This is a genomic window from Flavobacterium sp. PL002 (assembly GCF_054165825.1).
Genome location: NZ_CM135110.1, coordinates 267,548 through 283,484 on the forward strand (window position 1 = coordinate 267,548; position 15,937 = coordinate 283,484).

A 15,937-nucleotide genomic window follows, 5' to 3' on the forward strand; every position below is an offset into this window, starting at 1 on the left:
TATGAATAACAAGCAATGTTTAAACTGTGAACAAAAAGTATCTGGAAATTATTGTGAAAATTGCGGGCAAAAAAATAACACACACCCTATTACATTAAAACATTTTTTGTTTCATGACATTATACACGGTGTTTTGCATTTGGAAAAAGGTATTTTATTAACAATAAAGGAAACTTTTACAAGACCTGGACAAGCAGCATTGGATTACATTAATGGTAAAAGAGTCAAATACTATAATGTTTTTTATCTCATTTTAATGCTGATCGGATTAAATATTCTTACGGTGCATTATTATCATGAAATTAACCACTCACCAGTAAAGGAAAATATAGGCAATGGTTTAAAATTCATGAATTTTTTATCGGCTAATGTGAAATTAATACTATTAGGGTTCGTTCCGTTAATTGCTATAAATGCAATTCTTATATTCAGAAGATTGAAACTCAATATAGCTGAACATTTTATAATTGGAGGAATAAATTTATTGGGAATTCTTGTTTTATGTCTATTCGTAAACTTGTTTTCACTTTTATCCATATTTCAAGGAATAAAAGACTTTGCATATATTCTTAAAATTATTTGCCTATTCTTGATCTTTTTATTTCCAGCTTGGACTTACTTTAATGCTACAAAAAAAAAATACTCCAACATCGGATTTACATGGAGGATTCTCATGTTTTATTCTTTAACTATCATTGAGACTATCATTATAATGGGGTTTATTATTTATCTAGTAACGGGTCAAACTCAAACACCTTTAATTATCAATTTATAATCGTTATTTCTATAGAGCATCTTGAATTAGGTCAACTTCTCTTTAGACCTAGTCTACAAGGTTTCGCCATGGCATGAAGCGTTTGTAAATGCACGATTGTGGATTGAGAAAAAGTAATTTTCTTTTTATACTATTAGAAAGCGCTCTTGAAAAAGAGCGCTTTTTTTATGATGTTCTTTTGAGATTTCAAGACGTAAAGATTCTTAATTTATTTCCCAATTAAAACGCCATCAGCCAGTAGTGAATATTTTGTTTTTGGTGCAGTTATACTATCAATTGCAGCTTGTGATTTACCACCATCTTTAGCATAATGTTTTAAGTCTTCAATAGACTCAACACTCACGTAGGCCTTCCCACTGATGATTACTTCCTCATTTTTAGAATCCGTAGGAACAAAAAAAGCATAATCTTTAAATTTAACAAAAACTTCCTTATTTTCTGGTAAATCCAAATTCATCCAGCAGCCTTTTTCTTTGCATACTGCTTTAATATTTGATCTAAACTTAACCGCAACAGTATCTCCTTGAGACAATTTCTCATAAGTAACTAGAACATCTTCCTTAGATAGTACGTTATCTGCTGAGATGCTATCTCCATAGCTAGCATAAGCTACATCAGATTTCATTGTAAGTTCTTTTCCTTCCTTTTTACAACTTGCTAGTGCCAGAATTGAGCAAGCAATTACAATCGTTTTCTTCATTATATTATATTTTGGTTATCTAAATTCAAAAATAGTTATAAAAATAAAACCTCAGTGGTGTAACTCTTAAAATTTGAATCAAAAAATACGTTTCAATTAGTAATCCAAAGTTTTTAACAAAATAGGAACGTGATGAGAACTTCTAAATTATTTTATTTGCGCGATCGTAAAAAAAGATTTAACACCTCCAATCAATGTAACTATTAAATTTGAAGAGGCTCCAAAAAAACCTTATCACCCGCATTTAATTTCCCTAAAGTTTGTGTTTTTCTTGTGGGTGGTGATACAAAAAATGTAGCAAAAGCAACATTTGTATATACTTCTTCAGCTTCTATAGCAACAGTTCCTGACCGATCAGTAAAAATAGCCACTCCCACACTTGTTGCAGCTAACAATGATGATGATTCGTATTGCACGTACACACTATAAATACCATCTTTTGGTGCGACAAATTCATATGAGCTAGTATTATAGTCGTTATTTTCATCAAATAATTCTGTATTAAAAGCAATCCTTTTATAACCTGTACTACCCACTACTAAACCAAGAGATGTTGTAGCAGAACCAGTAGCTTTTACAAAAGATTTTAAATGACTATCAAATATTTGCTGAGAAGTTACCCTATTTACTACTCCTGCATTCACAACAAGAATAGAATCTTTTGGAGATAGTACACCAGTATCTAAGTTAACAATCCGAACTTTTAAATCCCCATTTACATCCAACTGAGCAGACGGTGATGTTGTACCAATCCCTACTTAGACAAAACTCGCAAACGAAATAAAAAAAAAGAATTAAATAATCTGTGTGTGCTTTAAATAATTATTTTTTTTGGGCGTGACCACAAGGGTCAGGCTATTCGCTACAATCTCCCGAAAAAACGGGAGGATTTACGCTGCTATCCTTCACGCAATTGACCTGATAATTAGTACTAAAAACAGCAATCAGTTTTAAATACAAAATATAATTTTTCATTTATTCAAGCAGCAATCATTTTTTTATATAAATTCGTAGCCATAACAATCTCCCCAATCATGTCCATTTATAAAAAAATAGCCAAAGTAGGCTCAAAATACATTGGAAAACCAAAATTACTCAAATATGGTTTTAACTGGTCACCCATGTACCGTAGAAGTACCGCCAAAATTACTACTGTCTCTAAAGATTTATTAACTATTAGCATCAAACTACCTATCAGTTATAAAAATAAAAACTATGTGAATTCTATTTTTGGTGGTAGCATGTTTGCTGCAGTAGACCCAATTCCAATGATCCAATTGATGCATCTTATAGGTGATGATTTTGTTGTCTGGGATAAGGCAGCTGAAATTTTCTTTAAAAGGCCTGCAAAAGAAAACCTCTACGCCGACTTTACGTTTTCATTAGCTGAAATAGACGAAATAAAAAAACATGTAGCACAGAAAAAGGAATACGAAATAGTAAAAACAACTACATTAACTAATCTAGACCAGTCTATTGTATTTTGTGAGATTAGAAAAACCATTTATATTGCTGATAAAAACTTCTTCAAAGAAAAAAGAAATAAGAAAAAATTAGCCGATAAGTAATTTTTAATGTTTACAATTCGCAATCTTAAATTAGTTTATTATAGTTTTACCTTTAAAAAGATAATTAATCAAATTTGATTATTGGTTTTTTCATACAATACAAGAGCACAACTGACTCATAATCAATATTCATAAAAACATACTAAAAAAAACCAAAAAGGATCACCAAAAATAGCTGTTAATTTAAACCTGAATTTACTAAATTCGCCATTCTATAACTATAAAGTTTCATTTACAACTTTAATCCCACAAATCTATAAATGATGAAATCTCTAAATCTTCTTTTTATTATTACAATTTTGTTTGTAACAAATTCCTATGCACAATATAATGCAATATCCATTACCGTTAATGATAAAGAACATTTTATTAAAACTGATATAAAATACCCTATTACTGGTACCTATCTATTTGAAGGAGTAACAGAACCAATCGTTCAGTTAAACCCAAACGGTACTGGAATATTTCAATTGCATGATCAAGCACCTAAGAGTATGACTTGGGGTATTGAATGTTCAAAACAAGGAATTCCAATATTTAAAGAAGGTTTTAGCAGTGCTGTATACTCGCTGTGGTATAAAACAGACGAAAGTGACAAGACATTTAAAATCATTGACACAACTACTGTTGAAGAAGATAATAGCATGGACGAGTTTGGTCAATATGAAGAAACTCCAGAAATAGAGACAACTGAAGCAGCTACTCCATCTAAGGAAAAGGAAATCAATCCCGATACAATTTATGGTGATTGGAAAGAAGTGCAGTTTTCAATTCATTTTAAAAAGAAAAAAATGTTCATATTAGGTGAAAGATCTAAGGATTACGAAGAAAAACCACAATAATTTATTGACGCTAATGATATAACTAAACCACTATAGGCTGTAAGTCCATAGATTTAGTTTGGAAGACTAAAAGTCTACAAAGTTGGATTGCAGAAAAAATTAAAATTAGCCACAGATTAAATTGATTTCCAAAGGTTAAATCCTTTCAATCTTATTTAATCTGGGGCTAAAATTTTTAGAAGCCAAAGCAATATGTGCTTAAAGTGCATCGTTTTAAACTCTATTTGAGACCAATAAAAAAATAGATGAATACAATAACTAATTTGAACTTATAATTGAGCAAAATCTACCTGACAGAACTAAAGAAATTGCCGCACAAAAAATTGTAGTAGAAAAATTAAAATAGACTTACAGGCTTTCCATTTTGTCTCTAGTCATGATTTTCGAGAGCCATTACGTAAAGCTAAATCATTCTACTCCATTATATTATAAAGAGTTACCCCTAATTTGAGAAGACAAAAGACTATTTACAAAGCAATAATAAGGCTTAGCACATAATGAGTGAGTTAATAAAAGGCCTCCTCGACAATTACAGAACGACTACTTCATAAAAAAAAAGATAAAATTGTAGCTTCAAAATCTTAAGTAAAAGATGTTAAACATGATTTTTAAGAGATAAGAATAAAAGTTCAAATTGAAATCTTAAATAACGTAGACATCACTGTAACTCCTTTTCAATTTAGACAGCTTATTTACATTTTAATCTCAAATGCTTTAAAATTCTCAAAACGTGTTATTTATCAACACATTACAGTTAACTGTGTTTCAGAAATAAATTCATCTGTGAAAAAGTTTTTTTTTTGTAAACTAATAGAAATTATTTTTGCCTAAAAATTGTAGCTAACAGAATTGGTTTTAGCTATAAATATGGTGATAAAATATTCAATCTTTTTAAGTGATTAGGAACTACCGAAATCAAAATGGGAACAGGGATAGGCTTGGCTATTGTAAAAAAAATCATTGATAATCACGACGAACTTATTCAAGCAGAAAACTAAGAAAGAACTAGGCACTACCTTCTATATTTATATCCCTTGGGTAATTTAGCTAACAAAAAAATGGTAATTATAGTATTTCAAAGTCAAAAAAACAGTTTTTTTTGAAAAATAGTTCTAAATACCGCATTAATAAAACAGTCTTGTAACCGCAAATAAACCTTTAAATCAGCATTTAGAGAAAACGATTTCGTGAAAAACTTGAAAAAACCATATTTTTTTTGATTTAATTTTTTAAAATCAAAAAACCTAAGCATTTTTTTTTTAATTTGCAACCCAATTCAATATCCCCACATAATGACTCAAATTACAAGACTGTTTGATTTCCCATACTACCAACAAGATAAATTTACTACAATTCCCGATGCATTAGTTACCAAAGTTGATGGTGTTTGGGTTAAAACATCTACACAAGAATATATCGCTAAAGCCAATGCAGTGTCAAGAGCACTATTAAGAATGGGCTTAAAAAAAGGTGATAGAATTGCTTTGATTTCTACTAATAATAGAACCGAATGGAATATCATGGATATTGGGGCTTTACAAACTGGTGCACAAACGGTGCCTATTTACCCAACTATCTCTGAGGTAGATTATGAATACATTTTAAATCACTCTGAAGCAAGTTATTGTTTCGTTTCGGATGTAGAAGTATTGGCAAAAGTCAATATGATTAGAGATAAAGTGCCGCATTTAAAAGAAGTTTTTAGTTTTGATAAAATTGACGGATGTAAAAACTGGAACGAACTACTTGCTCTTGGTGAAGATACGAGCAATCAAAATGAAGTTGAAGAAGCTAAAAACAACGTAAAAGAAGATGATTTAGCAACAATCATCTATACTTCTGGAACAACAGGAAGACCTAAAGGAGTGATGCTTTCGCACAAAAACATTGTTTCGGATGTATTATATAGTGCAGAACGTATTCCATTTCAAGAAGGAAATGCAACTGCATTAAGTTTTTTACCTGTATGCCACATTTTTGAAAGAATGTTACTTTATTTATACCAATATTATGGTGTATCTATTTACTTTGGAGAATCAATTGATAAAATTACTGATAACTTAAAAGAAGTAAAACCTACAGTAATTACTGCTGTACCTCGATTATTAGAAAAAGTTTACGATAAAATCTATGCAAAAGGGACAGAATTAACTGGAATCAAGAAAAAATTATTCTTCTGGGCAATTGACTTAGGATTACGTTATGAGCCTTATGGAGCAAATGGTGCTTGGTATGAGTTTCAATTAAAAATTGCACGTAAACTTATTTTTAGCAAATGGAAAGAAGGTTTGGGTGGTAAACTAGAACTTATGGTTTCTGGAAGTGCTGCTTTACAAACAAGATTAACACGTGTTTTTGCTGCTGCCGAAATTCCGGTTATGGAAGGATACGGATTAACAGAAACATCTCCAGTAGTCTCCGTAAACGACCTTAGAAACAAAGGGTTTAGAGTAGGAACAGTAGGAAAGTTAATTGGATGTGTAGAGGTTAAAATTGCTAGCGATGGTGAAATCCTTGTTAAAGGACCTAACGTAATGATGGGTTACTTAAAAGACGAGAAATTAACTAACGAAGTTATTGTAGACGGATATTTCCATACAGGAGATATAGGTGAATTTGACAAAGATGGTTTCTTAAAAATTACCGACCGTAAAAAAGAGATGTTTAAAACTTCTGGAGGAAAATACATCGCACCGCAAATTATAGAAAACTTAATGAAACAATCTCGTTTCATCGAACAAATAATGGTAATAGGAGAAGGACAAAAAATGCCAGCTGCTTTTATCCAACCTAATTTTGATTTTGTAAAAGAATGGGCTGCTATTCATAAATTTGATATAGGAACAACTAACGAAGAAATTGTTACTAACGAAAAAGTAATTGCTCGTATTCAAGAAGAAATTGATCACATCAATGTAAAATTTGGACATTGGGAACAAATTAAACGCTTTGAGCTAACTCCTGACATATGGTCCATAGAAGGTGGGCACTTGACACCAACATTAAAACTGAAACGTAAAATTATTCTGCAACAGTACGATGCTTTATATAATAAAATTTTCAACTAGCCAAAACCAAATAAAAAAACCACGAATTAGTATTCGTGGTTTTTTTATGACTTTTTTTTTACTTTAGTATATTCAGAACTTAGAAAAAAATTCTCTTATTAATAGTGTTAGTATTTGAAAGCAAACAGTTACACAAAGCTAGAAAGCGGCATACTAAGACAGTACAGTATTTAAAACAAACTAATAAGTTAGCATAAGATTTTCTATATTTAAGCATTCTTAACAAAAAATTATTCGAATTTATTATGCGTGCATAGTATTTTTTTAGTATATTTGAAATCGATTGCGAAAAATATGAAAGATAAAACTATAGATTACATTCTTCGAGCTACATGGCAAGCAGTTGCCAGAATGTATAATGAAGAAGCATCTAAATACGATGCAAGTATGGCTACGGGATTTGCTTTATTAAGCATTGACAAAGAAGGAGGAACTCCTTCTACAGCTTTAGGTCCAAAAATGGGTATGGAAGCCACTAGTTTGACACGTACTTTAAAATCTATGGAAGAAAAAGGGTTAATCATTAGAAAGAAAAACCCCGAAGATGGTCGTGGAGTGTTAATTTACTTAACCCCTTTTGGAAAAGAGAAAAGAGACTTATCTAAAAATACTGTTTTAAAATTTAATGAAGCGGTTAAAGAAAATCTTTCAGAAGAAAAGCTGCAACACTTTATAGAAGTAGCCGAAGTTATCAATGAATTAATTATTGATAAAAATATTTTTCCAGTATCCGAAAAAAAAGAAAATGATAGTGTTTTAACTTCTATAAAATAAATTAGAAAAAGGCACTTTTAAAATAAGTATTAACAAAAACACGTATGCAATCGCCTTTTTTGCCTCAAATCGACATTTAGGCAGCGCATATTCTAATAAAAACAAATAAAAACAACGTATGAAACGCACAATTAAAAAAGTTGCAGTAATCGGATCCGGTATTATGGGTTCGGGAATTGCTTGCCATTTTGCCAACATTGGTGTCGAAGTTTTACTACTTGATATCGTTCCTAGAGAACTGACTGAGGTAGAGACTAAAAAAGGATTGACATTAGAGAGTAAAATTGTTCGCAATCGTTTAGTAAATGAGCATTTGATGAATGCTTTGAAATCGAAGCCCTCTCCTATTTACAGTCAAAAATTTGCTAGTCGCATCACGACAGGGAATACGACTGATGACATGGCAAAAATTGCTGATGTTGATTGGATTATTGAAGTAGTTGTTGAAAGACTTGATATTAAGAAATTAGTTTTTGAACAAGTAGAGAAATACCGTAAGCCAGGAACATTGATTACGTCTAACACTTCAGGTATTCCTATTCACTTCATGAGTGAAGGAAGAAGTGAAGATTTCCAGAAACACTTTTGTGGAACTCACTTTTTTAACCCAGCGCGTTACTTAAAATTATTTGAAATTATTCCTGGCCCACAAACTTCTACAGAAGTTTTGGACTTCCTTACTATATATGGAGAGAAATTTTTAGGAAAAACATCAGTTGTTGCTAAGGATACTCCAGCATTTATTGGAAACCGTATTGGTATTTATGGTATCCAAAGTTTATTCCACTTGGTAAAAGAAATGGGATTAACAATTGAAGAAGTAGACAAATTGACTGGACCAGTAATTGGTCGTCCTAAGTCGGCTACTTTTAGAACGGTTGACGTTGTAGGATTAGACACTTTAGTACACGTTGCTAACGGAATCTATGAAAACTGTCCTAATGATGAGCAACACGACTTATTTAAACTTCCAGAGTTTGTAAACAAAATGATGGAAAGCAAATGGTTAGGAAGTAAAACTGGACAAGGTTTCTACAAAAAAGTAGGAAAAGAAATTCTGACTTTAGATTTAGATACTTTAGAATATAGAGCATCTAAAAAAGCGTCGTTTGCTACACTTGAATTAACTAAATCAATTGATAAACCAATCAATCGTTTTAAAGTTCTTGTAAAAGGTAAAGATAAAGCAGGTGAATTTTACAGAAAAAGTTTTTCTGGAATGTTTGCTTATGTTTCGAATAGAATTCCTGAAATCTCAGACGAATTATACAAAATCGACGATGCTATGAAAGCTGGTTTCGGTTGGGAAAATGGTCCGTTCGAAATTTGGGATGCTATTGGAGTAGAAAAAGGAATCGAAATTATGAAAGCGGAAGGCCTTGAACCAGCTGCTTGGGTAAATGAGATGCTTGCTGCTGGAAACAAAAGTTTCTATACTGTTAAAGAAGGAGCTACTAATTACTACAGTATTCCTGCAAAAGCACAAACAAAAATTCCTGGACAAGATGATTTTATTATCCTGAACAACATTCGCGAAAGCAAAAAAATATGGAGCAACAGTGGTGGAGTAATCACTGATCTAGGAGATGGAATCATCAACTTAGAGTTCCTTTCTAAAATGAATACTATTGGTGGTGATGTTTTACAAGCCATTAATAAAGCCATTGATTTAGCCGAAAAAGAATACCAAGGATTAGTTATTGGTAATCAAGCCGGAAACTTCTCTGTTGGCGCAAACATTGGTATGATCTTTATGATGGCCGTGGAGCAAGAATATGATGAGTTGAACATGGCGATCAAAATGTTCCAAGACACGATGATGCGTGTACGTTATTCTTCTATTCCAGTAGTAGTTGCTCCACACGGAATGACTTTTGGTGGTGGATGTGAAATGAGCTTACATGCTGATAAAGTAGTTGCCTCCGCAGAAACATACATGGGATTAGTTGAGTTTGGTGTAGGTGTTATTCCTGGTGGTGGTGGTTCTAAAGAACTAGCATTGCGTGCATCAGACTTATTTCATAAAAATGACGTAGAGCTTAACGTATTACAAGAATATTTCTTGACTATTGCTATGGCAAAAGTATCAACTTCTGGTTACGAAGCTTTTGATTCTGGATTGTTACAGCACGGTAAAGACGTTATCGTAGTAAACAAAGACCGTCAAATTGCAGAAGCTAAGAAACATGCTTTACTTATGGCTGAAGCTGGTTACACACAACCTATTCGTAGAACAGACGTAAAAGTATTAGGTAAACAAGCTCTAGGAATGTTCTTAGTAGGAACTGACCAAATGGAAGCGGGTAAATACATTTCAGAGCACGATAAGAAAATTGCTAACAAACTAGCGTATGTAATGGCAGGTGGTGACTTATCTGAGCCTACATTAGTAAGTGAACAATATTTATTGGATTTAGAACGTGAAGCTTTCTTATCATTATGTACAGAAAGAAAAACATTAGAAAGAATTCAATTTATGCTAACTAAAGGGAAGCCGCTACGTAACTAAGAAAATAGAGCAAAGATTCAAGAAGCAAGATGCTGAACTAAGTTCCTCTTTCTTCTTGGCTCTTTCTTCTAAAAATCTCTAAAAGAAAAAATATGAAAACAGCATATATAGTAAAAGCATATAGAACTGCAGTTGGTAAAGCACCAAAAGGAGTTTTTAGATTTAAAAGACCTGATGAATTAGCAGCAGAGACCATTCAATACATGATGAATGAACTTCCTGATTTTGACAAAACTCGTATTGATGATGTGATGGTAGGTAATGCCATGCCAGAAGCAGAACAAGGTCTTAATGTAGGTCGTTTAATCTCTTTAATGGGATTAAAAATTGAAGATGTTCCTGGAGTTACTGTAAATAGATACTGTGCTTCTGGATTAGAAACAATAGGTATGGCTACAGCCAAAATACAGTCAGGAATGGCGCATTGTATTATTGCTGGTGGTGCTGAGAGCATGAGTTTTATTCCGATGGGAGGTTACAAACCAACACCGGATTATGCCGTTGCAAAAGCAGGAAACGAAGATTACTACTGGGGAATGGGTTTAACAGCCGAAGCAGTAGCAAAACAATTTAATGTTTCAAGAGAAGACCAAGATCAATTTGCTTACAATTCGCAAATGAAAGCCTTAAAAGCACAAGCAGAAGGTAAATTTGACAAACAAATCGTTCCTATTACAGTAGAACAAACGTTTGTTAATGAAAATGGTAAAAAAGAAACAAAATCTTACGTAGTAAACAAAGACGAAGGACCTAGAGCTGGAACTACAGTGGAAGCTTTAGCAGGATTAAGACCTGTTTTTGAAGCTGGTGGAAGTGTAACTGCAGGTAACTCATCACAAATGAGTGATGGAGCTGCTTTTGTACTGGTTATGAGCGAAGAAATGGTAAAAGAATTAAACCTAGAACCAATTGCTAGATTAGTAAACTTTGCTTCTGCAGGTGTTGAACCAAGAATCATGGGTATCGGACCAGTAAAAGCAATACCAAAAGTATTAAAACAAGCTGGATTAACTATCAATGATATTGACTTAATTGAATTGAATGAAGCTTTTGCTTCACAATCATTAGCAGTAATCAGAGAACTTAATTTAAATCCTGATATCATCAATGTAAATGGTGGTGCAATTGCAATGGGCCATCCTCTAGGATGTACTGGAGCTAAATTGTCAGTGCAATTATTTGACGAAATGAAACGTCGTGGTAATAAATACGGAATCGTTACGATGTGTGTTGGTACAGGTCAAGGTAGTGCTGGGGTTTATGAGCTAATGTAACCCCCCCTAACCCCCAAAGGGGGAATTACCAATATTTTATATAAAAAAAAGATTCCCAAGTTCTTAAACAGATATATTCACATCTTTAACTTCATTTAGGTTAAAGAATTTAAAACCCTACTGACCCCTAGTAGGAATTCCCCCTTCGGGGGTTAGGGGGCAAATTATGGCAGACGTAACTAGAGGAGGACAATTCCTTGTAAAAGAAACAAAGTGCGAAGATATCTTCACTCCTGAAGACTTCAATGAAGAACAAATAATGATGCGTGACTCTGTAAAAGAGTTCGTTGATAAAGAATTATGGCCTAATAAAGACCGTTTCGAAAAGAAAGATTATGCTTTAACTGAAGAAACTATGCGTAAAGCGGGTGACTTAGGTTTTTTAAGTGTAGCTGTTCCTGAAGCTTACGGCGGAATGGGAATGGGATTTGTAAACACCGTTTTAGTATGTGATTACATCTCTGGAGCAACGGGATCTTTCTCAACAGCTTTTGGAGCACATACAGGAATTGGTACTATGCCAATCACTTTATACGGTAGCGAAGAACAAAAACAAAAATACGTTCCTAAATTAGCTTCAGGTGAGTGGTTTGGTGCTTACTGTTTGACTGAGCCAGGTGCTGGATCAGATGCTAATTCTGGAAAAACAAAAGCAGTTTTATCTGAAGATGGTAAAACATACTCTATCACAGGACAAAAAATGTGGATCTCGAATGCAGGTTTCTGTAGCGTATTCATCGTTTTTGCACGTATTGGTGATGATAAAAACATTACTGGTTTCATCGTAGAAAATGATCCTGCGAATGGAATTACAATGAACGAAGAAGAGCACAAATTAGGAATTAGAGCTTCTTCTACTCGTCAAGTTTTCTTTAATGAAACAAAAGTTCCTGCTGAGAACATGTTATCTGAAAGAGGAAACGGATTCAAAATTGCAATGAACGCTTTAAATGTTGGACGTATAAAACTTGCTGCTGCTTGTCTAGACGCGCAACGTAGAGTAATCACAAATGCAACTGCTTACGCAAACGAAAGAATACAATTTAACACGCCAATTTCACAATTTGGAGCTATCCGTTCTAAATTAGCTGATATGGCAGCTAGCTGTTATGCTGGTGAAAGTGCTACTTACAGAGCAGCAAAAAATATTGAAGACAGGATTACTGCTCGTGAAGCTGAAGGATCAACACATCAAGATGCCGAATTAAAAGGTGTTGAAGAGTACGCAATTGAGTGCTCTATCTTGAAAGTTGCCGTTTCTGAAGACGTTCAAGCATGTTCTGATGAAGGTATCCAAATTTATGGTGGAATGGGATTCTCCGAAGATACTCCAATGGAGAGCGCTTGGAGAGATGCTCGTATCGCACGTATTTACGAAGGTACAAACGAAATCAACAGAATGCTATCTGTAGGAATGTTGATTAAGAAAGCAATGAAAGGACATGTTGACTTATTAGGCCCTGCAACTAAAGTTGGTGAGGAATTATTAGGTATTCCTTCATTCGATACTCCTGATTTCTCTGAGTTATTTGCTGAAGAAAAAGACTTAGTAGCTAAATTGAAAAAAGCTTTTATGATGGTTGCTGGTAGTGCAGTTCAAAAATTCGGAACTGAATTAGACTCTCACCAACAAATTTTGATGTCGGCTTCTGATATGTTAATCGAAATCTACATGGCAGAAAGTACTATCCTTAGAACTGAGAAATTAGCTAAGAAAGAAGGTGAAGAAAAAGTACAAGAACAAATTGCAATGGCAAGATTATACTTATACCAAGCAGTAGATATTGTTACTCAAAAAGGTAAAGAAGCTATTATCTCATTCGTAGAAGGAGATGAACAACGTATGATGCTTATGGGATTAAGACGTTTTACTAAATACACTAACATGCCGAATGTAGTTGCATTAAGAGAAACAATTACTTCTAAATTAGTTGCAGAAAACGAATATTGCTTTTAAGCAAAAAAGAAAGTTTTTAAGTTGAATTTTATTTGTTTAAAAAACCGCACTCATTAATTTGATTGCGGTTTTTAATTTTTAGTATATTCCCTTTCGAATAAAAGCCTACCACTACCCTAGCTATAACTTGCAACAATTAGATGAGCGATGGTTATTTATCAACTTCATCTCTATTTAAAAACAGAGCAAAAAAAAACTGCAATACAGGATTGCAGTTTTTTTTTATAGATAGCAGTGCTATTATTCGATAACCGTTGGTTTTACAAATAAATCATGCGTACCATCTGAACCTAAGTTTAAGAAACGTTCGTACTCTCTTAAAACGTCAGAGATTATTTCGTCCTTACTTAAATATTGAATATCATAACCCATTCGATGATCACCAAAATACGTTATTGGTAAAAACATCGTTTCAGAATCAATAGTAGGCATGTTTAATTCGTTTACTAAAGTCTCTGATACGGTTTGCGGTTGTGCCATCACCCCAAAGACAAAATCGCGTAATTGCTCGTGTTTGATGACAAGTTCTATAGAATTATTAGGAGTAGTATGGTAAACAATACTAGCTTCAATTTGGTTCTTCTCTAATTCGCTTACCAATTCCTCAAATGAAATACGTACTGTTTCATTCAAGAATTTCCTAATATCTTTCTTTTGTGAATAGGTTAGAATTTTTTGTAAACGAACCTTCCAGTGGTAGTCATTCCAGTTTAAACTTCCATGAGAATACTTGGTCATACTGTACTCATTATCTGCCGATAGGGCCTTCCATAAGTTCACACAAAGCAGCAACATGATAATCCCGAATGGTAGTGCAGTAACTAGCGTCATGGTCTGTAAAGAGGCTAATCCTCCAGAGCGTAGCAAGCTTAGCGATACAACGGTAAGCAAAACTCCCCAAAAAGCATTTTGCCATTTAGGAGAATTTGTAGCTCCTTTTGACGAAATCCCATTCATTATAAATATTCCAGAATCTGCTGATGTGATAAAGAACACGCAAATAATAGCAATCGAAAGCACATTCAACAAACTAGTTAAAGGAAAGTAACCAAAAAAGTTAAATAACAAGGTGTCCGGATTATTTGCAAATTCGCTTAAAGCACCATGAGCAACAAATTTGTCAATCCAGATAGCACTACTTCCAAAGATGGTCATCCACACAAAGTTGAAAAGTGCTGGTATGAATAGAACAGCTAATATAAACTCACGTATTGTTCTACCTTTAGAAATTTTAGCAATGAACAGTCCTACGTAAGGAGCCCATGAAATCCACCAAGCCCAATACAGTATCGTCCAATTAGAAAACCACTCTTGACTGTCTTTTTCGAAAGCGTATGTATTAAAAGTCAATGACATAAAGTTACTTACATAATGTCCAATTCCTTCTGTTAAGGTACTTAATATATAAATGGTTGGCCCTGCAATTAAAACAAACAGCATTAGCGCACCCGCCATTATGATATTGATTTCACTTAGTTTTTTAACTCCTTTTCCTAATCCACTTGTAGCAGATATAATGGCAATCAACATCACGACAACTACAATTCCTACTTGATACTCGAAGCTAGTATTAGGAATCACACCTAAACTTTCAAGTCCGGCACTTAATTGCAAAACACCAAAGCCTAAGGTAGTAGCAATACCAAAGAACGTACTACACAAAGCAAAAACGTCAACAATATCACCAAAACGTCCATGTATTTTATCTTTCAACATTGGGTAAAACCCACTACGAATAGCAATAGGCAAATTATGACGATACGCAAAATATGCCATAGATAATCCTACCACACCATAAATTGACCAAGCATGAAAACCCCAGTGAAAGAACGTATACAACTGCGCCTCCTTTGCTCTTAAACTTACATCAAGATTGCTGATCGCAGGATTAGCAAAATGAGCCATAGTTTCGGCAACACCAAAGTACATTAAACCAATTCCCATACCAGCAGCAAAAAGCATGGCTACCCAGGAGAAGAAGGAATACTCTGGTTTAGTATCATCAGCCCCTAACTTGATCTTACCTAGTTTACTAACTGCCAGACCTATTAAGAAAATTACAAAAACAGTAACAATTAACACATAGAGCCAACCTAAATTTTTGAAAATTACTCCTTTAACGACATTAAAAAATTGTTCTGCCTCTACAGAGAAAATTCCACAAAAAAGAGAAATTACGATGATAATCGTAAGACTAGGTAAGGCAACTGACTTTGTGAAATCAGTTTTAAAATTATACTTCTGTTCTAAAAAAGATAATAGTTTATTCATAAATAGTTAAATAAAGTTAACTGCAAACAATGCTTGTTCACAGTATTAAAAATAGTCTGCTCAATTCTGCTTTAGAATATAAAACCAAACCCAAAAATGATGTTTAATTGCTAAAAATAAATTTAGCTCACTGAGTAATCATCATAAAATAATTGATGATACGCTAAGAACCCTGTAAAGAGTTCCAGTGAAAATTGAA

11 protein-coding genes are annotated in these 15,937 nt (G+C 33.4%); 8 read left to right on the forward strand and 3 right to left on the reverse strand.

Features of this window, described 5'->3' with window-relative positions; genetic code table 11:
- Position 1 precedes the first annotated feature (1 nt).
- Positions 2-775, forward strand: coding sequence for a DUF3667 domain-containing protein (locus tag ACVEGE_RS01115; RefSeq protein ID WP_192500256.1), 774 nt, complete (start codon positions 2-4; stop codon positions 773-775).
- A 208-nt stretch (positions 776-983) separates the two neighbouring features.
- Here ACVEGE_RS01115 and ACVEGE_RS01120 read toward each other — a convergent pair whose 3' ends face one another.
- Complete coding sequence (locus ACVEGE_RS01120; protein ID WP_225738075.1) at positions 984-1,475, reverse strand: DUF4920 domain-containing protein; 492 nt, start codon at positions 1,473-1,475, stop codon at positions 984-986.
- Positions 1,476-1,678: 203 nt separating this feature from the next.
- On the reverse strand, positions 1,679-2,200 hold the full coding sequence (locus tag ACVEGE_RS01125; RefSeq protein ID WP_192500257.1) for a C1q-like domain-containing protein: 522 nt from the start codon (positions 2,198-2,200) through the stop codon (positions 1,679-1,681).
- 309 nt (positions 2,201-2,509) lie between these two features.
- Here ACVEGE_RS01125 and ACVEGE_RS01130 point away from each other — a divergent pair, with 309 nt between their 5' ends.
- The 7 genes from ACVEGE_RS01130 to ACVEGE_RS01160 all read left to right on the forward strand — a co-directional run bounded on the left by ACVEGE_RS01130 (position 2,510) and on the right by ACVEGE_RS01160 (position 13,467).
- Positions 2,510-3,043, forward strand: coding sequence for a PaaI family thioesterase (locus tag ACVEGE_RS01130; RefSeq protein ID WP_173857505.1), 534 nt, complete (start codon positions 2,510-2,512; stop codon positions 3,041-3,043).
- Between the two features lie 260 nt (positions 3,044-3,303).
- Entirely contained in the window at positions 3,304-3,885 is a 582-nt protein-coding gene (locus ACVEGE_RS01135) for a hypothetical protein (RefSeq protein ID WP_173857507.1), read from the forward strand.
- Between the two features lie 1,292 nt (positions 3,886-5,177).
- The gene (locus tag ACVEGE_RS01140; RefSeq protein ID WP_173854245.1) at positions 5,178-6,953 is read left to right on the forward strand and encodes an AMP-dependent synthetase/ligase; all 1,776 of its coding nucleotides are present in this window, start codon (positions 5,178-5,180) and stop codon (positions 6,951-6,953) included.
- Positions 6,954-7,247: 294 nt separating this feature from the next.
- The gene (locus tag ACVEGE_RS01145; RefSeq protein ID WP_173854246.1) at positions 7,248-7,727 is read left to right on the forward strand and encodes a MarR family winged helix-turn-helix transcriptional regulator; all 480 of its coding nucleotides are present in this window, start codon (positions 7,248-7,250) and stop codon (positions 7,725-7,727) included.
- A 118-nt stretch (positions 7,728-7,845) separates the two neighbouring features.
- Positions 7,846-10,236: a 3-hydroxyacyl-CoA dehydrogenase/enoyl-CoA hydratase family protein gene (locus ACVEGE_RS01150; protein WP_192500258.1), complete on the forward strand. Its 2,391-nt coding sequence runs from the start codon at positions 7,846-7,848 to the stop codon at positions 10,234-10,236.
- 92 nt (positions 10,237-10,328) lie between these two features.
- Positions 10,329-11,510, forward strand: coding sequence for an acetyl-CoA C-acyltransferase (locus ACVEGE_RS01155; protein WP_173854248.1), 1,182 nt, complete (start codon positions 10,329-10,331; stop codon positions 11,508-11,510).
- Between the two features lie 166 nt (positions 11,511-11,676).
- Positions 11,677-13,467, forward strand: coding sequence for an acyl-CoA dehydrogenase family protein (locus ACVEGE_RS01160; RefSeq protein WP_173857511.1), 1,791 nt, complete (start codon positions 11,677-11,679; stop codon positions 13,465-13,467).
- 240 nt (positions 13,468-13,707) lie between these two features.
- On the opposite strand, the gene ACVEGE_RS01165 is transcribed toward ACVEGE_RS01160, so the two are convergent.
- Positions 13,708-15,738, reverse strand: a complete 2,031-nt coding sequence (locus ACVEGE_RS01165) for a BCCT family transporter (protein ID WP_173838501.1) — start codon at positions 15,736-15,738, stop codon at positions 13,708-13,710.
- Positions 15,739-15,937 lie beyond the last annotated feature (199 nt).